The sequence below is a fragment of the Micromonospora tarapacensis genome (assembly GCF_019697375.1).
In the GTDB taxonomy this organism is placed as follows: domain Bacteria; phylum Actinomycetota; class Actinomycetes; order Mycobacteriales; family Micromonosporaceae; genus Micromonospora; species Micromonospora tarapacensis.
Map to the genome: position 1 here is coordinate 2,622,976 of NZ_JAHCDI010000004.1, position 20,539 is coordinate 2,643,514.

The 20,539-nt window shown below is 67.6% G+C and carries 19 protein-coding genes and 1 pseudogene; 7 read left to right on the forward strand and 13 right to left on the reverse strand.

Features of this window, described 5'->3' with window-relative positions; translation table 11 throughout:
- Window positions 1-88: 88 nt before the first annotated feature.
- Window positions 89-2,044 (reverse strand): elongation factor G, encoded by a 1,956-nt coding sequence (locus tag KIF24_RS17845; RefSeq protein WP_221085029.1) that lies wholly within the window; start codon window positions 2,042-2,044, stop codon window positions 89-91.
- A 309-nt stretch (window positions 2,045-2,353) separates the two neighbouring features.
- Entirely contained in the window at window positions 2,354-2,893 is a 540-nt protein-coding gene (locus KIF24_RS17850; protein WP_221085030.1) for a GNAT family N-acetyltransferase, read from the reverse strand.
- 113 nt (window positions 2,894-3,006) lie between these two features.
- On the opposite strand from KIF24_RS17850, the gene KIF24_RS17855 reads away from it, so the two are divergent.
- On the forward strand, window positions 3,007-3,555 hold the full coding sequence (locus KIF24_RS17855; protein ID WP_331461182.1) for a GrpB family protein: 549 nt from the start codon (window positions 3,007-3,009) through the stop codon (window positions 3,553-3,555).
- Between the two features lie 313 nt (window positions 3,556-3,868).
- Here KIF24_RS17855 and KIF24_RS17860 read toward each other — a convergent pair whose 3' ends face one another.
- Window positions 3,869-5,452, reverse strand: a complete 1,584-nt coding sequence (locus KIF24_RS17860) for a DUF6194 family protein (RefSeq protein ID WP_221085032.1) — start codon at window positions 5,450-5,452, stop codon at window positions 3,869-3,871.
- A 54-nt stretch (window positions 5,453-5,506) separates the two neighbouring features.
- Here KIF24_RS17860 and KIF24_RS17865 point away from each other — a divergent pair, with 54 nt between their 5' ends.
- Complete coding sequence (locus KIF24_RS17865; protein ID WP_221085033.1) at window positions 5,507-6,232, forward strand: TioE family transcriptional regulator; 726 nt, start codon at window positions 5,507-5,509, stop codon at window positions 6,230-6,232.
- Between the two features lie 129 nt (window positions 6,233-6,361).
- On the opposite strand, the gene KIF24_RS17870 is transcribed toward KIF24_RS17865, so the two are convergent.
- Window positions 6,362-7,246, reverse strand: coding sequence for an NAD(P)-dependent oxidoreductase (locus tag KIF24_RS17870; protein ID WP_221085034.1), 885 nt, complete (start codon window positions 7,244-7,246; stop codon window positions 6,362-6,364).
- A 49-nt stretch (window positions 7,247-7,295) separates the two neighbouring features.
- Between KIF24_RS17870 and KIF24_RS17875 the strand changes: the two genes are divergently transcribed.
- Window positions 7,296-7,703, forward strand: coding sequence for a MerR family transcriptional regulator (locus KIF24_RS17875; RefSeq protein ID WP_221085035.1), 408 nt, complete (start codon window positions 7,296-7,298; stop codon window positions 7,701-7,703).
- A gap of 162 nt (window positions 7,704-7,865) precedes the next feature.
- Here the strand turns inward: KIF24_RS17875 and KIF24_RS17880 are convergent, their stop codons facing one another.
- The gene (locus KIF24_RS17880) at window positions 7,866-8,144 is read right to left on the reverse strand and encodes a hypothetical protein (protein WP_221085036.1); all 279 of its coding nucleotides are present in this window, start codon (window positions 8,142-8,144) and stop codon (window positions 7,866-7,868) included.
- A 29-nt stretch (window positions 8,145-8,173) separates the two neighbouring features.
- Between KIF24_RS17880 and KIF24_RS17885 the strand changes: the two genes are divergently transcribed.
- From KIF24_RS17885 to KIF24_RS17895, 3 genes are all read left to right on the forward strand, one after another.
- The gene (locus tag KIF24_RS17885) at window positions 8,174-8,992 is read left to right on the forward strand and encodes an aminoglycoside phosphotransferase family protein (RefSeq protein WP_230415720.1); all 819 of its coding nucleotides are present in this window, start codon (window positions 8,174-8,176) and stop codon (window positions 8,990-8,992) included.
- A 593-nt stretch (window positions 8,993-9,585) separates the two neighbouring features.
- Complete coding sequence (locus KIF24_RS17890) at window positions 9,586-11,292, forward strand: IS1634 family transposase (protein ID WP_221085037.1); 1,707 nt, start codon at window positions 9,586-9,588, stop codon at window positions 11,290-11,292.
- A gap of 169 nt (window positions 11,293-11,461) precedes the next feature.
- Entirely contained in the window at window positions 11,462-11,878 is a 417-nt protein-coding gene (locus tag KIF24_RS17895; protein WP_221085038.1) for an ASCH domain-containing protein, read from the forward strand.
- A 352-nt stretch (window positions 11,879-12,230) separates the two neighbouring features.
- Here the strand turns inward: KIF24_RS17895 and KIF24_RS17900 are convergent, their stop codons facing one another.
- From KIF24_RS17900 to KIF24_RS17925, 6 genes and pseudogenes are all read right to left on the reverse strand, one after another.
- Window positions 12,231-13,613: an MFS transporter gene (locus tag KIF24_RS17900; RefSeq protein WP_221085039.1), complete on the reverse strand. Its 1,383-nt coding sequence runs from the start codon at window positions 13,611-13,613 to the stop codon at window positions 12,231-12,233.
- Window positions 13,610-14,638 carry a glycosyltransferase family 2 protein gene (locus KIF24_RS17905; RefSeq protein ID WP_221085040.1) on the reverse strand — a complete coding sequence of 343 codons (1,029 nt, stop codon included), beginning with the start codon at window positions 14,636-14,638 and terminating at the stop codon, window positions 13,610-13,612. The genes KIF24_RS17900 and KIF24_RS17905 overlap by 4 nt, the downstream gene beginning before the upstream one ends.
- A 3-nt stretch (window positions 14,639-14,641) precedes the next feature.
- On the reverse strand, window positions 14,642-15,331 hold the full coding sequence (locus tag KIF24_RS17910; RefSeq protein WP_221085041.1) for an HAD-IA family hydrolase: 690 nt from the start codon (window positions 15,329-15,331) through the stop codon (window positions 14,642-14,644).
- 310 nt (window positions 15,332-15,641) lie between these two features.
- Window positions 15,642-16,128, reverse strand: a pseudogene (locus KIF24_RS17915) (transposase family protein); the annotation flags it as partial.
- Window positions 16,129-16,434: 306 nt separating this feature from the next.
- The gene (locus tag KIF24_RS17920; RefSeq protein WP_221085043.1) at window positions 16,435-17,496 is read right to left on the reverse strand and encodes an alpha/beta hydrolase; all 1,062 of its coding nucleotides are present in this window, start codon (window positions 17,494-17,496) and stop codon (window positions 16,435-16,437) included.
- Window positions 17,497-17,659: 163 nt separating this feature from the next.
- Window positions 17,660-18,055, reverse strand: a complete 396-nt coding sequence (locus KIF24_RS17925) for a peptidase inhibitor family I36 protein (RefSeq protein WP_221085044.1) — start codon at window positions 18,053-18,055, stop codon at window positions 17,660-17,662.
- A gap of 288 nt (window positions 18,056-18,343) precedes the next feature.
- On the opposite strand from KIF24_RS17925, the gene KIF24_RS17930 reads away from it, so the two are divergent.
- Window positions 18,344-18,652 carry a transposase family protein gene (locus KIF24_RS17930; protein ID WP_230415722.1) on the forward strand — a complete coding sequence of 103 codons (309 nt, stop codon included), beginning with the start codon at window positions 18,344-18,346 and terminating at the stop codon, window positions 18,650-18,652.
- 329 nt (window positions 18,653-18,981) lie between these two features.
- Here the strand turns inward: KIF24_RS17930 and KIF24_RS17935 are convergent, their stop codons facing one another.
- Window positions 18,982-19,809 (reverse strand): amidohydrolase family protein, encoded by an 828-nt coding sequence (locus tag KIF24_RS17935; protein WP_230416579.1) that lies wholly within the window; start codon window positions 19,807-19,809, stop codon window positions 18,982-18,984.
- Entirely contained in the window at window positions 19,809-20,537 is a 729-nt protein-coding gene (locus KIF24_RS17940; RefSeq protein WP_221085046.1) for an isocitrate/isopropylmalate family dehydrogenase, read from the reverse strand. Before KIF24_RS17940 ends, KIF24_RS17935 begins: the two co-directional genes overlap by 1 nt.
- Between the last annotated feature and the right edge of the window lie 2 nt (window positions 20,538-20,539).

Here is a 20,539-nt window from a genome sequence, read left to right on the forward strand (position 1 = left end):
GCGCAGGATGCCATCTTGCAGTGACTCGGCCGCCGGCCGCCCCGGCCGGCAGCCGGATCGGCGGGCATGCCGCGACGTCCCGACCGGCCTACCGCGGTACGGCACGGAACCACGCCTCCCGATCGCCCGGATCGGGTCCGCGCCGGGGCAACGTCGGCGGGTCCTCGCCGGTGACCGGCGCATAGTGGTCGAAGTTGCTGGTCAGAACGGCCTCGCCACCGGTGAGGTCGGGAAGGGCAGCGACGACCCGCGGCACCCGCGCCGACGGCAGGGTGCCGCCCACCTCGAGGTAACCACCGGCGACGGCGGTGTCGTGGACCACCGCTCCCAGCCGGCCGAACAACGCCATCACCGTCTCCACCGCATGCTGTGGAAGATTGACGTCGAACCGCTCGATCGGTTGACACACCCGGGTACCGGCCCGGCGCAACGCCGCCGCGACCACGACCGGGGCGAGATTGCGGAAGTCCCCCGCCACCGTCGAAACGGACTTGTCGAACTTCTGATGCGGCTTGCTCTGTCGCGGCCAGTACCGGGAAGCCGTCATGGTGACCGTGCAGTCGGTGACCGGCCAACCGTGCCGGCCCTGCCGGAGCGCGGCCCGCACACCCTCCTCCGTGGCGGCGACGAATGCCGGCAGCAGCCGGCCGGGCTCGACACCGGGGCGGAACTCGATGCCGTGCCCGACCGGGGCGGCCTCGACACGCAACCCCAACCCAGCGAGGTACGGGTTGCCGCGCTCGTGCGCCCGCTCCTCGGCGGCTCCGGTGCCGACGACCCGTTCGATGCAGGCCGTGAGCGTGCCGGAGAACCGCACCCGGACGCCGTACCGGTCCTCCATGAGGGCGGCAAGCACCTCTTTCTGGACCTCGCCGTGCAGGCGGATCACCGCCTCCGCCTGCTGCTCGTCGAGCCGCAGGTCCACCAGGGGGTCCTCGTCGGCCAGCTCGGCCAGGCCGGCGAACATCGCCAGGCGCTGGTCCGGTTCTACCGGCTCGACGACCGCCTGCCTGGTCGGTGGCGGGAACTGGTAGGCATGCCGCCGCGGCGGGTCTCCGATGTGCTGGCCGATCCGGGCCGACACGCCGCATACCGCAGCAATCTGCCCGGCGGACACCGCAGGGCGCACCTGGACGCCTGCTGGCTCGATGACGGCGATCTGGGTCACCGTCTCGGGGCGAGTTCCGGCAAGTAGCACCCGATCCCGTACGCGCAGCCGCCCGGACCACAAGCGCAGCCAGGTACGCCGGCCGTATCCGTCCCGGTCGACGGCGAAGACCGTGCCCGCCAGTGGACCGTCCCGATCCTCGGCGCGCGGCAGCAGGTCGGCCAGGAGACGGCCCAGCTGCCACACCCCGGCTCCGGTGATCGCCGAGCCGCACGCCACCGGGGTGAGTTCGGCGCGGCGCACCGCTTCCCGGATCGCACGCCGGACGTCGCGGACGCACAACGGCTCGTCGGTCAGCCACCGCGCCGCTACCGCGTCGTCGACCTCTGCCACCGCCTCCACCACCGGTCCGGCGTCGAGGCTCACGGCCCGCACCCGGGCGTCGCACCCGCCCTGGCCGACTACCGTGGAGAGCATGACGGCACGTGCCCCGAGCCGCTGACGTACCTCGGCCATCACCCGGTCGACATCGGCACCGCGGCGATCCACCTTGTTGAGGAAGAACACCGTCGGTACGCCGATGCGGCGCAGCGCCCGCCAGATGGCGACGGTCTGCGGCTGGACGCCCTCCACACCCGACACCACGAGCACGGCGGCATCCAACACGGCCAGCGAACGCTCGACCTCCGCGATGAAATCGGGATGGCCTGGGGTATCCACCAGGTTGATGCTCAGATCACCGATCATGATGGACGTGACCGCCGCCCGGATGGTGATCCCGCGCCGACGCTCCAGCTCCATCGAGTCGGTCCGCGTCGTACCGGCGTCAACACTGCCCAGCTGGGACACGGCGCCGGCCTCGTAGAGCAGGCGTTCGGTCAGGCTGGTCTTTCCGGCATCAACATGGGCGACGATTCCGAGGTTCAACAACGCCAAGGCAGAACTCCACGGTAGGACGGTCAAGGGTCCGGAGCGTGGAAGCTGCTCGCATTGTCACTCCTCGTCGTGGTCGTCGTGGCCGACACCCTCCACTCGGGTGCAGCGGTGCGGCGTCTTGAGGTTTGCACGCCCGCTGCGACCGCCGCCACCGAATTCGGTTCCGAGCGGCACCGCCGCGTTCGCTCCTGCCCGTCAGGCCGTGTCGACGGCGATGAGTTGTGACGCCGTGCGACGCGCGCGTCGCGGCAGATCCGCGCCTTGTTGGTCGTTGGCGGGCAGCCCGTCACTCAGCACCGCAGTTTTCGGTCAAGCGGTCGGCACCCAGAATCTCAACTTCCCGCCGCGTTGGTCCTCCAAGATGCCGCCGTTGGTCTCGATGACCTTGCGGGATGCGACGTTGTCCACGTCGCACATCACCAACGCGGACTCGATGCCCAGCCGGTACGTCACCGGCAACGCCGCATGTAGCATCGCGGTGGCATGGCCCCGACGCCGCGCCGATGGTCGTACGTCGTAGCCAATGTGACCGCCGACCTCGCGCAAGCGAGGGGTCAGGCGATGCCGGATCGCGAGGCGGCCGAGGTAGTCGTCATCCTGGGTCCACCACAGGGTGGTCGACGGCACGTAGCCTTCAGGTCGGGGCGATTCCGCCAGGGCCTGGGACCGCAACCAGTCGACGTACGCGGCAAAGCCCTCGGGTACCGCCCAGCGGCGCCCAAACTCGCGCAGCTCAGCCCCGATCACGGTGTCATCTCCCGAGCTACCGCGCCCCTCGGCGCGAAACTCGGTCATGGCGGCGACGAACGATCGATGCACCCGTACGATGGGCGGGCTCAGCTCGGGCATGGCGACATTGATACCAGGCAGGATGGCTGACCGCCGTCGAACAGGGGATCTACGGAGAAGGGGACGATAAGAGGCGCCGCTCGGCCCGTACTTCGTGGTGGAAGGCAGTTCTCGTGGAGGGCACACCAGTCACTCTCAGCCCGTACGATCCGCACTGGGCTGTGCTGTTCGAGCAGGAGCGGGTCGGCCTCGAAGCGGCTCTGGCGCGATGGCTGGTCGGGCCGGTCGAGCACATCGGCTCCACATCGGTTCCCGGCCTGGCCGCGAAGCCGATCATCGACATGATGGCGCCGGTGAGCAGTCTGGCAGCGGCAGGAGCCGCCATCGCGGTTGTCACGGCTCTCGGCTACCGCAACGGCGTCCACCGTCCGGAGGAAGCACACTACTTCTTCAAGCCGGAGACGGACAACTGGTGGGAGCGCACCTACCAGCTTCACCTCACCGAGCCGACCTCCCTGCTGTGGCGGCGACGGGTTGCCTTCCGCGATGCGCTGCGGCGCCGGGCGGACTACCGGTCCCGGTACGAGCAACTCAAGCGCGATCTCGCGCAAGCGCACGGCGCCGACCTCATGACCTACGCGCGCAACAAGGACGACTTCGTCAACGAGGTTCTCGGCGTACGTGACAAGACGCAAGCTCCGCCCGTCGGCGCTCCCTCCTGAGGCCGTGACGGTCTCCGCCGCCGGAGGGACACGGCCAAGGGGATCCTGACTCGGGCCGCTCGGTGAGCGCGACGGGGCCAACCCTGGATCCGCCCAGCTGGTGGACGTGCACCACCCAGTGCAACAGCACGTGCTCCGATGATTGATCGTGCGGAGAGCGGGGTGTGGGGTGCTGGATGTCGCAGTCCTGGAAGTGCCGCAATGGCAGGGGTCGGGCTCACGTGGCGCGTACCGGTTGCGGCAAGGCGCGTCCGCGCTGGCGCCGGGATCGGCCGGGACGAACAAAAGTCGACTGGGGAGCTGGTCGTCGGGCTCAGTGGTCAGCCGCGCGCCGTACGGCGCGTTCGCGGCGGTCGACTGCTCGGGCGTGAGCGATGGTGAGGAGCCGGTCGATCTCGGGCAGCATGTGCGGGCCGGGCATGACGATGCTGCCGAAGCCGTACCGCGCGTAGCCCGGGTGCGGTACGAGAGTGTCCAGCCGTGCGAAGTCGAACTCGTGCCGGTGGTCCTCGAAGGCCTTGGGTGGGAAGCCGAACAGCCTCTCGAACTCGGTTCGGCCCAGGTCCAGGTTGAGGCGGAAGACGCCGGGACGGTCGAGTTGGGAAGCCTCGTCGAAGCCGGGCACGTCGTGCTCGACGATGGTGGCGAACGGCTGGCGGCGGTCGGGGCCGACGTAGAAGAACCGGTCGCCCCGGGCACTCTCGGGTGATCCGTCCTCCTCGCTCGCCACGATCTGCTCGACACCGGGTAGCGCGAGAATCCGGTCGGCGAGCACCGCCGCGTCGACGCCGGTCGGGATGTGCAGCACCGCGTCGGCGTGTTCGATGGTGGCCCGATCCAGCGGGAAGTAGCGGTAATCGTGCGTTCTCTGCTCGGCCGCTGCTATCTCGGATGCCCGGACGTACCGCGGGAGGATGGTCTCTTGCTGGAGCCTGCCTTCGTAGGTCGACGGGGCAGGCGCCTCGATGCCGAGCGCGGGGCTTGCGCCGAGGCTACCGACGATCACCGCGTACCGGCCCTCCAGCAGCGATGCGATGATCGCGCCGGCGCCGGCCCACGACACGTCTGTTCCGGCCATGGTCATCGTGCTCGATTGGCGCTGAAGGTGCGTGTTGTGCGCGAAGACCAGCGTGGGCCCGCGGTGTGCCTCGGCCGAGCGGATCGCGAGCAGGTTCTCGGCCATCAGCGCGTCTCGGACCCCGGCCAGGCGGGCGAAGCGTTCTTCCCGCGTCAGTGGTGCGGCGGCCGCTGCGTGGTAGCGCAGCACCGCGATGGCGGACGTGGCATGTACGAACGCCGTCTGCCAGCCCTCGGCCAGTCGGGGTGCGTTCAGGTACAGCTCGGTCAGCAGGTCGTCGGCGATCACCCGCAGGCGCTGGGCGTCGGCCGAACGCCCGATCGACCTGCCGGGCTCCCAGATCGCTGCCATGTCGCTCCACCGAGCCTCGTCCCCGATCAGGCCGTCGATCTCCGCTGATCGGTCGAGGCCGAGGAGTTCACAAACCCGAGTGAGGTAGCGCCGGGGACTCGGGGCGCCCTCGATTTCCAGCGGGGCGTCGAAGCCGTGGAACGTCAGGCGTTCGGAGGCCGACCGCCCGGCGTTCCACTCGCGCATCCGCAGCAGCAGGTCGCGGTTGGCCGGGGCGGCGCCGAGCCCGTGGCTGAACCCTTCGGTGAGCGCACGGTCGAGTGTGACGGCGGTGGAGCCTTGAACGAACTCGTTCGCGATCAGTCCCGCCGCCCGGTCGCTCTCCAGCGCGATCGACCGGTAGCCCTGCTCGGCCAGCGACACGAAGGTCCCGTTGCGAACCTGAAGGAAGGCGGACTCACCGTGCGTCGGCTCGCCGAGCGCGAGCAGAGTCGGCGGTACGGCAAACAGGTCGAGAAGTGATGTCATTCCATCAACCGTATCGTTGAACTTCCGGTTGAGACTTGTGAGCGATGGAGCGCGGTGAGAGCCACGAAATCCTCCAACCCAGGGGTACGCCGACCAGTCGACCTCGCCCGCCGGCACGGCCTCTCCGCGCAGGCCGTGCGCAACTACGAACGAGATGGCGTCCTGCCGCGGGCCCAGCGCAGCCCGACCGGCTACCGCCGGTTCACCGAGCTGCACGCCAAGGCGCTGAGCGCCTACCTCGCGCTGATCGCGGGCCACGGCTACCCGGCCAGCGGCGACATCATGCGTGCCGTCAACCGGGGCGACATCGACGCCGCGTTGCGCACCATCGACCACAGCCACATCCTGCTGCAGCGCGACCGAGAAACCCTGGACGCGGTCGAGACGGCGGTCGCCACTCTCACCGGCTCGCAGCGGCAACCGCAGAGCCGGAAAGCCGTGCCGATCAGCGTGCTGGCCCACCGCCTCGGCGTACGACCCGCGACCCTGCGCAAGTGGGAGCGGGCCGGGATCCTGCAGCCGGCGCGCGATCCGGCGACCGGCTACCGCGCCTACTCACCGGACGATGTCCGCGACGCCGAACTCGCTCACCTGCTGCGCCGTGGCGGGTACCGGCTCGACCACATCGCCGGCGTGCTGCGTCGGGTGCGCGAAGCCGGTGGCACCGAACCGCTCGCCGCGTCGCTACGCCAGTGGCGGGAACAACTCACCACCCGCGGCCAAGCCATGCTCACCGGGGCCGCCCGGCTCGCCGAGTACCTCGACGCCGACCTACGGTGAACGCCGCCGTCGGCGCGTCGTCCTGAGCGTGGTCGGTAGCCCGAGAGGGCTACCGACCACGAAGCTGAGCAGGGCATGTCGGACATCAGCAGACAGGCCAGAGCTGCACGATTCCGGTGTCGGGATCGGTCAGTCGTTGCGGGGCTTGGTGAACTCACCGATCAGCACGGGATACTGCTCCCCACCGTGTCCGGCGGCGATCGAGCGGTCGGCCATCGCCTTGATCAGCTTCGGCAGTTCGGCATTGACACCCACCGTCTCGCTCTCCTCGATCAGGTGTGCCATCGCCCGCGCGTCGGTCTCCAGGGCCGACACCTCGGCCGGGAAGGAGCCGCTGTCGATCTGCTCGGCATATCCCGGCAGCCACCCGGCCACAGCGGCAGCGATCTGCTGGGCAAACGGCGCATACGTTGCAGCGTCAACACCGGCCGTCCTCAGCAGGGCGGTGCCCTGAAGCCAGGCGTTCAGGACGCTCCACATCATCGCCAGGCCGGCGACGTCGTACAGGGACGCCAGCCCATGGTCCGCACCCAGGTAGGCGACAGTGCCGAGCGCGCCGAGTGTCGACTCGTGCGCCTCGGAGTCCGACTGCGGCCCGCTGTGCAGAATCATCGCCTCGGCGGTCCCGATCGCCGGCGGGATGGCCATGATGGCGCCGTCCAGGTAATGAGCACCGCGCTGCTCGGCCCAATGAGCGGCTTCCCGGGCCTGGGCCGAACTGCCGGAGGTCAGATTGATCAACATCGTGCCGTCCAGCTCCATATCGCTCGTGCCGAGCAGCTCGTACATGGCCTGGTAGTCGGTGACGCAGACGATCGTCAGGGAGCCCGCCTTGAGCGCGTCGCCAACCGTTGGGGCCAGCCGCGCACCCCCGGCCACCAACTGGTCGGCCTTGGAGGTCGTACGGTTCCAGACGGTTGTGGGATGCCCGGCTTCCAGGAGGGCGCCGGCGAGTGCCTGGCCCATCAGTCCGAGGCCGATGACTGTCACGGGTGTATCGGGGCCGTTGTTCATGGCAGCATCGTCAACGTTGATACCGGTGCGAAGGTCAAGCGGGGTTTGGATGAGGATCGGGGACCTGGGTCGTCGGACGGGCGTCAACGCCCATCAGTTGCGCTACTACGAGGCCCAGGGCCTGCTGGAGGCGGACCGCGGCGCGAACGGCTACCGCGAGTACGACGAGAGTGCCGTGCTGCGGGTGAAGCAGATCCGGCACCTGCTCGGGGCCGGCTTGTCATCCGAGGACATCGCGTACCTGCTGCCCTGTGCGGTCGGAGAGGCCCCGGAACTGGTCGGGTGTCCCGAGTTGCTGGCCGCGATGCGGTCGCGGCTGCGGCGACTGGACGATCAAGTGGACAGGCTCGCTCGATCCCGCGACGCTCTTGCCACCTACATCGCTGCGGCCGAGCGAATGAGCAGCGAGAACTACCCACCCTTCGACGACGCCGACCTGGAGCCCGTCCCCGCCTGAGCAGCCGGGAGGCCAGCTGCGACCCCGGCCGTGCCAAGGAAATGACGGCAACGCCGTCCAGGGCCGCGGTTTCCAGCTACCCGATCCACGTGTTGTCGATGGGTGCGGTCCGTGCGCGCCGTCCAGGTGGTGTGGACGGCGCGCACGGTGCTGGGTTGGTGGTCAGGTCGTGCCGGCGCTGATGTCGGCGACGGTGACGCGGGAGACCTCGTAGGTTCCGGTGAAGGTGGTTCCGGTCTCGGGCGAGTTCACCGTGGAGCTGACGGGTGCTCCGTTGTGGGCGTTGATGGTCAGCACGTGTTGGGTGCCGTCCGTCCGCACTCCGGCGGTGATGGTCAGGGTGGGCTGCCCGCCGGTCGTCGAATCCTCGACGGTGACACCGGGGATTGTGGAGATCAGGCGAAGCACGCCGGCGACGCGGGGCCGATACACCGGCTCCATGACAGTTGCTCGGCAGCGGAAGTGGCGCGATGTCCAGCAGGCCTGGTACCACGCAGCCGCACGCGACAAACCCGGTGTCGCCGGTGCTCATCCCCGCGACAATGGTCGACGTGCAGGAGGTCGAGGTCGTCGTCGCCCACAACGAGCGGGCGACCCTGCGCGTCGGCGACGTGTTCCTGAAGATCGACGCTGATCAGACGCGCACCGACGTCGAGGTCGAGGCGATGGCTATGGCGCCGGTCCCGACTCCGGAGGTCCTCTGGCGGAGGCCGCCCGCGCTCGCGCTCGCCGCCTTGCCCGGCACGGCACTCGGTCACCTCGGCGAGCCGTCTACCGCGTCGTCGGCCGCGTGGGCCGCGGCGGGTGCCGCCGCCCGGACGCTGCACGACGCGCCGCTGCCGCCATGGCCCGGTCGGAGCCTCGACGAGCTCGCATCGAGCCTCGCGGGCGAGTGCGAGTGGCTCGTCGCCAACGACGTCCTTCCCGCTGACGTGGTCGCCCGCAACCGCCGCCTCGCCGAGACTGCGCTCCGGCCGTGGACACCGGTGTTCATTCACGGCGACCTGCAGGTCGACCACGTCTTTGTCGCCGGTGACGAGGTCACCGGCGTCGTCGACTGGTCCGAGGCATCCCAGGGCGACGCGCTCTTCGACCTCGCCACCCTCACACTCGGACACAAGGAGCACCTTGGCGACGTCGTCGCCGGCTACGGCACCGACGTCGACCGCGACCTCATCCACGCTTGGTGGTCGTTGCGATGCTTGACCAACGTCCGCTGGCTCGCCGAGCACGGCTACGGCTCGCCGGACGAGTTCCCCGAGGTCGCCGTGCTGAGATCCCGGCTGTGAGGTTGCCCGAGCCCGACGGCGACCTTCACGCCGAATACTCCGGCAATGAAAATTCGGTCCAGATCGCTGCGGATGCGGCAAGTTGCGAAGAGAACGACTCACTCACATTCGCCGTGACGCCCTCGTGCGCAGTCCACGTGTCCGCTTCTCGGCTACGCCCGGACGCCGACGGTCGGCGCCAGAGGTCATTTTCGGGCGACCAGCGCTCCGCGGCCATGAGCGCGTACTCGCGCCGGAGAGACGGGTGTGTCGCGGCCGGCCATGTCGCGACGGCCGACCGCGGGGAGTCGATCCGCAGCGGCAACAACGCTCGTATTAGAGACCGGCAATAGGGCGGTGGCGGCGAGGCGGGTCCTGGCCGAGGACGACAACGCCGCCAGCCGAAGCGCCAGGGCGCGCCGCAGCCCCGCCAGTCCTATTGCCGGTCTCTCTAAGGCCTGGGTTCCACAGATGTAGGGCGGTCTACGCACGTGAATTATGTGAAGATGCAGGTCGCGGCGTTGCTGGATAGCGGGAAAGCCGAAAACGCCTAGTGACACGATTTTGGGACTCGGTCTTGCTGGGCAGGGGTGTAATCCGTAACCTCTAGCCACGTGTATGTGCGGGTGTCGTCGCGGAAGAACAAGACCGGTCAGGTCGTGCGCTACCTGCAGTTGGCCCACAACGAGTGGGACGCGCAGGCCGGGATGTCACGCACGAAGGTGCTGTACTCGTTCGGTCGGGAAGACGAACTCGACCGCCCCGCGGTGCAGCGGCTGGTCACCGCGTTGAGTCGGCTGCTGGATCCGGCGGCCGCTGCCGCGTTGACCGCCCCGGCGGACATGACGTTGACCGACTCACGCCCGATGGGTGGCGCGTACGTGCTCGACGGCCTGTGGCGCCGGCTCGGTATCGACACCGTGATCCGTGACGCGCTGGCCGGCACCAGGGCCGATCCGGCCCGGATCGAGCGGATCCTGTTCGCGTTGACCGCGAACCGGGCGCTCAAGCCCTCGTCGAAGCTGGCCGCGACCGACTGGATCGCCCACGACGTGCACATCGAAGGCCTGGCCGACGTGGTTGACGAGGCCTGCTACCGGGCGATGGACGCCCTGCTCGGCGTCGAGGACCAGGTGGCCCGGCAGGTCTTCCACCAGGTCGCCGACTTGCTCAACCTCGAGGTGGACCTGCTGTTCTTCGACACCACCAGCACCTACTTCGAGACTGGCGAGGCCGACGCGCCGGTCGCCCGTGGCGAGCACGGCCGGGTGCGGCCGGGCGCCGAGCCGTCCGATGCGGTACGTGACAGCGGGTTTCGCAGCCACGGCAAGAGCAAGGACCACCGCGACGACCTGCCCCAGGTCGTGGTCGGGATGGCCGTCACCCGCACCGGGATCCCGGTGCGGGTGTGGTCATGGCCCGGCAACTACAGCGACTCGGCGCTGATCCGCCAGGTCAAGGACGACATGCGCGACTGGAGCCTGGCGCGCGTCATCTGGGTCGCCGACCGCGGCTTCAGCTCCGCCGCCAACCGCCGCTACCTGCAACGCGGCGGCGGGCACTACATCATCGGCGAGAAACTGCGCTCCGGCTCCGAGGAAGCCACAGCGGCGCTGTCCCGGCAGGGCCGCTACGCCCAGATCACGGCGAACCTCCAGGTCAAGGAGGTCAAGCTCGACGACACCGGCGACCGGTTCGTGATCTGCTTCAACCCCGATGAAGCCGAGCGGGACCAGCACGTCCGTGAGCACCTGGTCGCCCGCCTGACCGACAAGATCGCCGGATCGGACTCGCTGAGCGCCACCAAGCGCGCCGAACTGCGCGGGCAGATCTCCACCTCACCCGGCCTCAACAGGTTCCTGCGTGTCACCCCCGGCGGGCTGCTGCGCATCGACGCCGCAGCAGTCAAGGCCGAGGCCCGCCTCGACGGCAAGTACCTGCTGCGCTGCTCCGACCCGAAACTGTCGGCAGAGGACATCGCGCTGGGCTACAAGCAACTCCTCGAAGTCGAACGCGGCTGGCGCGACATGAAGTCGGTCCTGGACCTGCGCCCGGTCCACCACCGCCTGGAAGAACGCATCCGCGCCCACATCCTGCTCTGCTGGCTCGCCCTGCTGCTGGTCCGCATCGCCGAAACCACCACCAGCCGCACCTGGCCCACCATCCGCGCCGACCTCGACCGGCTGCACACGATCACGTTCACCGGACCCGCCGGCACCTTCCGGCAGACCACCGAGCTCACCAAGCCCCAACGCGACCTGCTCGCCGCGCTCAAGCTCGACCCACCCAAGAAGATCATCGAACTCACCACAACGCCCTGACCAGCACGAACTCGACCGCCTAGTGACACGCCCGCTAGGCGGCTGAAGCCGTGTTTCCACAGCTCAAGCCCAAGATTCGTGGACTAGTCGACCAACACATCTGTGGAACCCAGGTAAGGACCGCACAATCGGCTCGCAGAAGACGATGATCTCTCGTTAGTCTCCTACCGTGACCGCAGATCTACCCACGTTCGAGTTCGCCTTCCCTGGTCCGCTGCGCGACAAGCTGGTCGCTGCGGTGCTCGAGGGGACCAAGACCGCTACGACCGGCCTGCTCCAGGACTACGACATCGACGGCGAACCGCTACCGGTCGTGGGTACCCGCGCGGCGGTTGTCGATTCTGCTGGTCGCCGGGTCGCGGTGGTCGAACTGACCGAGGTACGTGTCAGCCGGCTCGGCGACGTGGACCTCGACCACGCCCGGGATGAGGGCGAGGGGCACGACTCGGTCGCCGCCTGGAGGGCTGGCCACGAGGAGTACTGGCACGGAACAGCCTACCGAGGATGGCTGGGCAATCCGGAGTTCACCGTGGACGACGACACGCCAGCCGTGCTGGAGCGGTTCCGGCTCGTCGCGACGCTGTGACCGCTCCACGACACGAGCAGCCACCACACCGTGGTCGACACCGGAGCGCGACGAAAACTCGCACCTTGTACGGCAGCCGCCATTTGCTAGCTGAGCAGGGCATAGTCGCGGTTGAGCCGTGCACGTTGGTGGAACCAGCGGGCGCGGCCCTGGCGACCCGCACAATGAGGCGTTGGTGATGGTTCTGTTCCAGCTGCGACACAACCTGCCCGAGGACGCCTGCGCCGAGCTGTTCGGTAACGCGACCGCCACCGTGTGGCGCTATCAGAACCAAATCGTCGGTAGAGCCGTTCGACTCAGGAACGACTTGAGCAGCAGCGGGCACCATTCTGAGCACGGCCGAGGTAGCGTCCTACCTGGTCGGGAACGGATTGAAAGCCTCACCAGTCAACGCTGGGGCAACTCTTCTCTCCTTGGCATGGCCTCGGCCGGCCCAGCCGTCCCGGTCGAGCGAGCGCCGGGTTGGGCGAGTGCCGCCACCGGCCGTCGACATTGCACTAAGCGCCCAGCCGGCCACCACTAGCAGCAGAACTATCGCGATGGCGAACGGAAGCCTGCGGTTGATGTCCACCGCGAGCCCGGTCAGCCAAACCAGTATTGTGGTGATCCCCGCGGCACCCACGCCCAGCAGTGAGTTCAACGAGCCGCGCAGATCTGCGTGGCTGTTGTTGAGCATCCAGCCTTGGTGGACGGGGATCAGCGAGGCGATGCCGAGCGTGAAGACCAACACGCCGGCGTACGCGGCCGGCATGCTGCCCAGGCACGCCACGCCGATCCCCAGCGCCGCGATGAGCGTACCGACGAACACGATCAGCGGCGCGCTAAAACGCCGCGCCAGCACGTCGCCCATGGCCCGCGCCGGGGCGTGGACAGCCCAGAGGGTGGCCAACAGCGCGGAGGCCGCGGCGAGGGATGCGCCGTAGCCGTACTGGGCCAGAAAGGTGATCCAGGAGACCACGATGGTTTCCGCCGCCATGATGGTGGCGAACACCGCGGCGCCCGGCAACCACGCACGGAACTGGCCGGCAGTCACGGACGGGGATCCGATCCCTCCGGTCCGCCGGGCAACCGCCCCGTCACCATCACCCCGCAGCAGGAGGCCAGCGACTGCGAGCCCGAGCAGGGCGCCGGCGTAGAGGCCGTAGACGCCGCCGTAGCCGGCCGGCACTTGGACCAGCCCGGCCACCAGCACCGGCGCGACAAAACTGGCGACACCGAATGTGGCCTGCGTCGCCGCGATGTACCGGTAGCGGGCCGGCAACTGGAAGAGGTAGGTCATGATCACCAGGCTGCCGAGGGCGAATGCCGCACCGTGCAGGAATGCCCCCGCCAACACGGCGGGGTAGCCCGGGAGTATGCCGTACACCGCACAGCCGACCATGCCGACGCCGATGGCGGCGAGTATCGCACGAGAGGCGCCCAGCCTGCGCAACAGCGCCGGCCCGGCGAGCATTGCCACAACGAGGCCGATGTCCTTGAGGTTGTGGACGTTGGCAACCTGCGCTCCGGTCAGATGAAAGGCCGCCCGGAACGACGTGGCGAGTGCCGGGACCAGCCCCATACCGAGTGCCAGCAGCCCGAATCCCGCGAGCAGATATGCCAGCACAAGCCTCGGCCGGCGGATGGTCGACGTCTCGTGTGCCGAAGTGGTGCCGGCCGCCGCATCGAGTCCGTCCAGGGTTCCCGATCCAGGTTCATCCTCGGGAAGGGGCAAGATGAACTTCTTCACCGTCATTGTGACACCAGCCCGCCGTGCACGGCCTGGCACTCCAGAGCAGTGGCACGGCGGCCGAAGGTGTCGGGATCCACGGAGTATGCCTCGCGCAGCTGTTCGACTCCGAGGGCGATGTTGCCGTCTCCGGCGACGGTCCGCCCGATCCGGATCAGGTACCGGCACAGCACCTCGCGACCCTGCCGGTGGTCGGTGGCTCCGCGAGAAAGTGCCTCCGCGATTGCCTCCTCCAGCCCGGCGCGCTCGTTGACGCAACGCTGCCGGTTGTAGAACTCCAGATCACCGGATAGTGCCCGGGCGGCGCTTCCCCCCTGCCGGGGCACCCGGTAGCGGACAGGGATCCCGGCTGCGTGATCGATCTTGGCGCCGCTGCCCAGGTATCGGAAGAGCGTCGCCACGTCCTCGCAGAAGCGCACGTCGGGGAACGGATACTTGAGAGCGAGACCGGCGTGAAGGTTCATCGCTGAGGGGATGGCCATGCAGTCTCGCTCGACGGCCTGCTCGATCCATCGTTCCCGGCCGCGGAGTTTGGGGAGTTGCTGCTCGCATTGGATCAGTTTCAGCGCGGGCAGGAGATCATGCACGTCCCACGGCAGATTGTCCTCGTCCACGAAGTCAACATCCGTGTAGACGAAATCGAGTTCGGGATCGGCGGTGAACATCTCCCGGACGGTCCGGACCCGCTCGGGATGGGCCTGGTCATCAGAGTCAAGGAAAGCGATCACGGGCAGACCGTCGCCGTGGGCCACCTGGACACCGAGATTGCGGGCCTGGCCCGGCCCGGCGTTGCGGACGGTTTGGAGTTGGTCAAGCCGACCCGGCAACATCTCTTTGCACTGACGTAAGAACGTGCCGACGGATCGCTCCGGCGAGCAGTCATCGACCAAGTAGACGTGCCACCGGTCGTCGGTCTGTCGCTCGATGCTGCCCAGCGTGCGCTGCAATGCGTTACGGCGCCAAGACTGTCCGTCGTCGAAGTAGGGGATGACGAACGCCACAGCCAGGTCACGGTTGGTCGAAGAGACCATGGGTCACCGCCTCGCGCCGGACGGGTATGAGACCGGGATCCCGGTGGGCCTTGTGTACCCGACCGCCTGGCCATCGATTTCCAGATGTACGAGTTGGTCATCGTGTCGCACCCGGATCTGGGCGAGAGTGTCGATGACGATGTCGGCGCGCAACTCGTTTCGGGCATGCGTGCTGGTGACCGCGATCGTGTGCATGCCCGCCGCCTTGGCGGCCACCAACCCCATGGGTGCGTCCTCGACCACGATGCAGGTCGCTGGGTCGACTCCCAGCCGGCGGGCCGCGAGCAGGTAGGGTTCGGGGTCGGGCTTGCCACATCGGACGTCGTCCGCGCAGACCAACTGTGGTATCCGCACCCCGAGCCGGGCAAGGCGCAGCTCCGCCACCTTCCGGCTGGCCGACGTCACCACCGCCCAGCGAGGTGCCGGCAGGTCGGCCAGCAAATTAAGAACGCCAGGAAGGACAACGCATTCGGTATCGGCCGCCTCCATTTCCTCGTAATGCAATGCCGCACGATGGACCAGCTCCCTGGGAAGAATGTCGGAGACAATCTCTCTGACTGGACGACCGAAGAAGTCAACCTTGTGGAAGCGATCCTGATCGACCCGGTACTCGGTCCGCCAGCGGTCCCAGCATCGGGTAATTGCTGAAGTGGAGTCGACCAGGGTGCCGTCGTTATCGAACAGCACCGCCATGCCCGACATGACGGTTCGAGTTGGTGTCGAAGCCTGCCGAACAGGACCGACGCTCTTCGAGGGACAGATCATCAGCAACCATCTCCTGCCGTGAGGTGGGACGCCAAGCTCGGATAAGCGGGGACGCGTTTCACGACGATTGAGACCTCGGATGGGTTCAACAAGTCACGAGATTCCACGGAATAGCCTGTCGACAGCCCGCGAAGAAGATCCCCACCAGAGCGTTCATTACAGATGGAAGGTTACCGCCACGTGTCCAATGAGCCTTTTCCGCGTAACGGGTCGTGGCATTGGGTGATCAGGTGATGCGGGTGGTCTTGAGTAGGGAGTTTCTGCGTTCACCGATGGCGCGGACGCCGTTGTGGGCCTTGTCGAACCGCTGCTGCACGTGGGCGCAGGTGCCGTTGGGGGGCTTCTTGAACCCGGTTGTGATCGTGTCGGCTTCACCTTCGTAGCCGAGGTCACCGAGTACCTGTCGCTGATTGGTCCAGGTGGTCAACAGGTGCAGGATGCCGTGTTCACGTACGGCGGTCGTGTCGTGCTCCCGGCCCGGCCGTACGGGTGAGGTCCACAGCGGCCACCCGTCCGGAGCAGCACGTTGCCGCCGTGGTTGTCGTGTTTGCCGGACCACCACAGGTCTACTCCCGGCGGCGGCCCGGGTGTGCGGCACCGGTCGGGTTCGATCAGGGTCCCATCGATGTTGACGTGGCCGTAACCGGGCCATCTTCGCCGCCAGCAGCACCGATTCCAGGCCGGGCGCCTGCGCGGCGAGGACCCGGAATGCCCTCGTGCAGGTAGGCGTCCCTGGTATGGAAAAACCTCCCTGGACGCGGGGCAGGATGCATCAACGACATGATCTTCCGGCCTCCTGATCGACTTGGGGCAGCCGAGGACACCATGAGCACGTCTGGCCTGCACCCCGAGCCTGTAGTAACCCCCTACGACGGTCGGTTCCCTCACCGTCTCGACTGTCCTGCCGTCTCGAGAGATGGGGCGAGACCACTACGCGACCAAACGGCCGCCGCTGCGCGGAAGGCTCTCCGGCAGCGGCGGCCGCACGGGTACGAACCAAGCTGCTACCACATGGTTCGACGTGCAGGGCGTCAGGGCCGCGCGATCCGGTAGGACCAGCCCAGCATGATCGCTGCCGCTCGCGGCGCGGCGGTGCTGAGGTGGATCGAGTGGCCGACCCCAGGCACCACGGCGAAGGTTACCCTGGCTCCGTCGCGGTACCAGAACTTCGCCTCGTGGGCGCGCACGCGCGCCGGGCTGGAGCAGTCGACACCGCCCGCGCCGCAGAAGGTGAAGTCATCGCCACCGAGCAGGAGCAGTACCGGCGCCTTGACCTGTCGGGTGATGGCGTCCGCCGGCGTTGCCGGTTGAAGGAACTCGAACGCCTCCGGGCCTTCATGCGTCGCATGGACGTCCTTGTTGGCCTCGTCCATCGCGACGATCTCCGCGTTCGAAGTCGCCGAGCTGTGAAAGGCACCCCGTACGCCCGGGACAGTGGTCTGGTAGCCGTCGAGATCCCGTCCGGCGAACTTCGGATCCTCGCTAGCAGCGTGGTGCGCACTGGCCCCGAAGGCGAAAGCGGCATCGGCCACGGCATGAACGACACCGGTGTGAATATGCCCGTCCACATCATCGTACCGAGCAGCCTCCGCCGCGCTCACCATCGAGCTGAACGAATGACCGACCGTGATGACATGCCTGAATGCGCGACCGCCAACCGCCCCCGCACGAAGGGCGGTGACGACGTCGTGCAACGCAACCGCCTCCCCCGCGATCGACAGTTCAGTAGCAGGCGGGAATGTGCTGTTCCCTGTGCCGATGCGATCGAAGGTGAAGGTGGCGTATCCGGCCAGGGTGGCGGCGACCTCGTAGGAGTAGATACCACCGCGGTAGGGGTTCTCCCAGTAAAGGTGGTTGTAAGTTCCGCCCGGTTGAAGCACCTGGACCGCCTTCGGCTTGGCGCCGGGCCGCTGGCACAGCTTGCCCCATAGCCGGTAGGCTGCGGGGCCTGGGTCGGCCAGCCGTACATTCAGGACGTGTACCGTGCAGACGGGGCGAAGGCCGACAGGCGATTGCGCGCCAGCCTGCACCCCGCCCGCCACGGCCATCAAGACGCCAACCAGGACACAGCTGGCAGCCTTGACCAGCCTCACAGCTCTCCGTGAAGAATTCATCGTACTCCCCTCTCAGACGTTAGCCGTTCCTGCGGGTAGCAATAATTGGCAGCCTTCGGCGCGACGAGGGTTGCGCTTACGGAACCAGCATCACGGTCGCCTAAGGAAGTGCTGCGAACGACACGATCCGCGGGCATGAAAGTCACTGAAATTTTGCCGAGGAGATCTGGTTATCCACGACGGTGTGCTCGAGGTTGATCCTGGAGTCCGGTCCAATTCTCACCCATGCGAAGCCGTCAAACCGAACGTCGGTGTACGCGAGGACAATCCATCCGGTGTTGTTGATGATGGACGTGGTGCGGTCGTTGGCGTTCGTTCCGTTGGTAAACACGCGACGAGAGAAGTCAGGAACTGATCCATAATTGTTGTACATCTCTTGCGGCGCAAAGACGGTGCCAGTGTAGTTGCGCCCGTCGTAGAAGCAGACCTTGTTGTCCGCACAAACGTAGGCGGCGGAGACGGGCTGCGGGGAAACCGTCACGGCACTGATGGTCGTGAGGGCGACCACGAGAGCGGTCAGCGCTTTGTTGCTACCCATACTGAACCCTTTCCGAGCTGCTGTTGATCGACGCCAGCGGATGGACCATCGTGGCTTGTACAGCACAACGCGCACGGCTCGTCCCGGTTCACTAACTGCCTCGGCGAAGCAGCCCAACCAAGTTGATGGGGGGGTGGCTCAGGGCCGTTGCGTTCTCGCTCGGCTAGCCGGTGAGCTGGGATGATGCTGGGTGATTGGCCTGTGTGGAGGCGGTTGAAGCGGGTGAAGCCCTCAAGGTGATCATGGAGTTTCTCTAGGACTGCACGACACCGAGGACTCCACCCGCAGATGTCATCATCCCTGATCTCCGTACTGACTGTGACAACCCCCAGCGGCGAGACGCCACCACCGCCGATCACCGAGGGTGAACGTCGTGGGCTCCTGGACGCTGTCAGCGTGATCCCGGACCCGCGTAACCCGCACGGGGTGCGGTATCCCCTGGCCGCGTTGCTGACCGTCGCGGTCTGCGCGGTCCTGGCCGGCGCCACGTCGTTCGCCGCGATCGCCGACTGGCTGTACGACCTGGACGAGGCGGACCAGCGGCGGCTCGGGTTCACCCGGGCGTGCCGGCCGGCACCACGGTGTGGCGGCTGCTGATCCGCCTGGACGCGACTGTGATCAGCAAGGTTCTGGCCGGCTGGCTGCACACCCGGACGCTGCGCCCCCACCCGCCGCCACCTTCAACTTCGCTGGGCCGGCAAATGTGGCCCGCCGGGCTGTGAGGTAGGTGCTGATCTCGATGACGACGAGGTGAGGGCGCTGCGGCAGCTCGGGCGATGTAGATCCTGCGGATACCGCAGTGAGATCCGGTCGCAGGTGTACTGAACCTCACAGCATCCGTGTCGGGTGTCGCGGTCTTGGTTCCGGCCGCACCTGCGTCGACACCACACCCGTCGACGAGGTTTCCCGCAGTTCCGCAGTCGGCATCACGGCCAGTCAAGCCAGCGAAGCAGCGCGCTGCCCAGCGTCAGGGCTATCTCCTCGCTACTCAGGCCGACCAGCGCCGCTTCGAAGAACCGCAGGTTGTCCGCGTAGGAGCACGGTAGCCGGGTCCAGTCGCTGCCCCAGAACACGCGGTGCGGTCCGAACGCGTCTATGACGCGCTGTAGCGGCTCGTGGACATCGGTGAAGGGATAGGGCTGTCGCGAGTGGCATGGCTGGGCGGATGCCTTGACTGCCACGTTCGGTAGCCGTGCCAGAGCGAGCAAGGAGGGCAACTCGGCGTACGCCTCGGCGCCGTTCTTATCCACCGGGGCGGCGAGGTGGTCGACAGCGATCCGCAGCCCCGGGTAGCGCGCAGCGACCCGGCCGATTTCCCGTACCAGCCCTGGCGGGTAGACCATGACCGGCAGACGGGCGTCGGCTGCCGCCGCCCAGAACCACTCCGTTGCGCCATCGAGAAACGCGCCCCGCAGCGGCTCACGATGCAGGGTCACGCGGAGTCCGAGCATGTTGGGGCTATCGCGCCAGCCCGGCAGGCGCTGCGCATTGTCCGGGTCGGTCAGCGGCACGCGGCCCATCACCGCCAGCCGCTCCGGGTGAGCGCGCGCCGCAGCGAGCGCCACGTCATTGCGGTCGCCCTCCCATGACGGCGGCACCAGGACGGCCCTGTCCACGCCCGCCGCATCAAGTACCGCCACAACCTCCGAGGTATCCGGTGGCCTGGCACGGTGCGCGATGTGGCGCACCTCTGTGGGCCAGGGCCGGGCCTCGGTGTGCGCGCCCCACACGTGCATCTGGGAGTCGACCAGCATCACCGCCCCTCCGGGACAAGCTCGGCGATGATCGCAGTGGTGACGACAGACGCCGACGACGCACGATGCGTACCAACAAGGTCGTAGGTGAGTGGCCGTCCCTTGGCGAGGACGGCGCCAACGGCCGAATGCACATTGACGGCCGCAGCGAGAAGCGCCTCGTCCTCGTGTCGCTTCCCAAGCCACGTCAGCATCTCGGCGGCGGCGAGGATCGTCGCCATGGGGTTAACCCGATCCTTGCCCACGTGCTTGGGCGCCGAGCCGTGAACTGGTTCGAACATGGCATGCCGGTCGCCGAGGTTACAGCTCACGGCCATGCCCATGCCGCCTTGGAGCACGGCTGCCAGCTCAGTAATGATGTCGCCGAACATGTTGGGTGCGACCACAACGTCGTAGTGCTCGGGCTGCCGCACGAGCCACTGCGTGAACGTGTCGACCAGCACAACCTCGCGCTCCACCATGGGGTAATCCGAGCCGACTTCGTGTAGCACGCGCACGAACAACCTGCATCCGTGCAGAATATTGTCCTTGACCACGCAGGTGACCCTCCGTACGCCGTCCGGCCGAGTCCGGTCGGGGCGTACGGCTGCTTCGAATGCACGCCGCACGATGCGTTCGGTGGCGGGTCGGGTGACGATCCGGGTATCGATGGCGACGTCGCTATCGCCACCAGCAAGCATTACTCCGCCGACGCCGGAGTACAGGCAGGGTTCAGGCAAGGTAGCCATAC

Bases quoted from the DNA above. Each gene is read 5' to 3' on its own strand.
- KIF24_RS17910 (WP_221085041.1), bottom strand. From the start codon at position 15,331: ATGGCGGTGCTGTTCGATAACGACGGCACCCTGGTCGACTCCACTTCA.
- KIF24_RS17930 (WP_230415722.1), top strand. From the start codon at position 18,344: ATGTCATCATCCCTGATCTCCGTACTGACTGTGACAACCCCCAGCGGC.
- KIF24_RS17860 (WP_221085032.1), bottom strand. From the start codon at position 5,452: ATGACATCACTTCTCGACCTGTTTGCCGTACCGCCGACTCTGCTCGCG.
- KIF24_RS17870 (WP_221085034.1), bottom strand. From the start codon at position 7,246: ATGAACAACGGCCCCGATACACCCGTGACAGTCATCGGCCTCGGACTG.
- KIF24_RS17850 (WP_221085030.1), bottom strand. From the start codon at position 2,893: ATGCCCGAGCTGAGCCCGCCCATCGTACGGGTGCATCGATCGTTCGTC.
- KIF24_RS17905 (WP_221085040.1), bottom strand. From the start codon at position 14,638: ATGGTCTCTTCGACCAACCGTGACCTGGCTGTGGCGTTCGTCATCCCC.
- KIF24_RS17900 (WP_221085039.1), bottom strand. From the start codon at position 13,613: ATGACGGTGAAGAAGTTCATCTTGCCCCTTCCCGAGGATGAACCTGGA.
- KIF24_RS17885 (WP_230415720.1), top strand. From the start codon at position 8,174: ATGTCCAGCAGGCCTGGTACCACGCAGCCGCACGCGACAAACCCGGTG.
- KIF24_RS17925 (WP_221085044.1), bottom strand. From the start codon at position 18,055: ATGGGTAGCAACAAAGCGCTGACCGCTCTCGTGGTCGCCCTCACGACC.
- KIF24_RS17875 (WP_221085035.1), top strand. From the start codon at position 7,296: ATGAGGATCGGGGACCTGGGTCGTCGGACGGGCGTCAACGCCCATCAG.
- KIF24_RS17935 (WP_230416579.1), bottom strand. From the start codon at position 19,809: ATGCTGGTCGACTCCCAGATGCACGTGTGGGGCGCGCACACCGAGGCC.
- KIF24_RS17940 (WP_221085046.1), bottom strand. From the start codon at position 20,537: ATGGCTACCTTGCCTGAACCCTGCCTGTACTCCGGCGTCGGCGGAGTA.
- KIF24_RS17880 (WP_221085036.1), bottom strand. From the start codon at position 8,144: ATGGAGCCGGTGTATCGGCCCCGCGTCGCCGGCGTGCTTCGCCTGATC.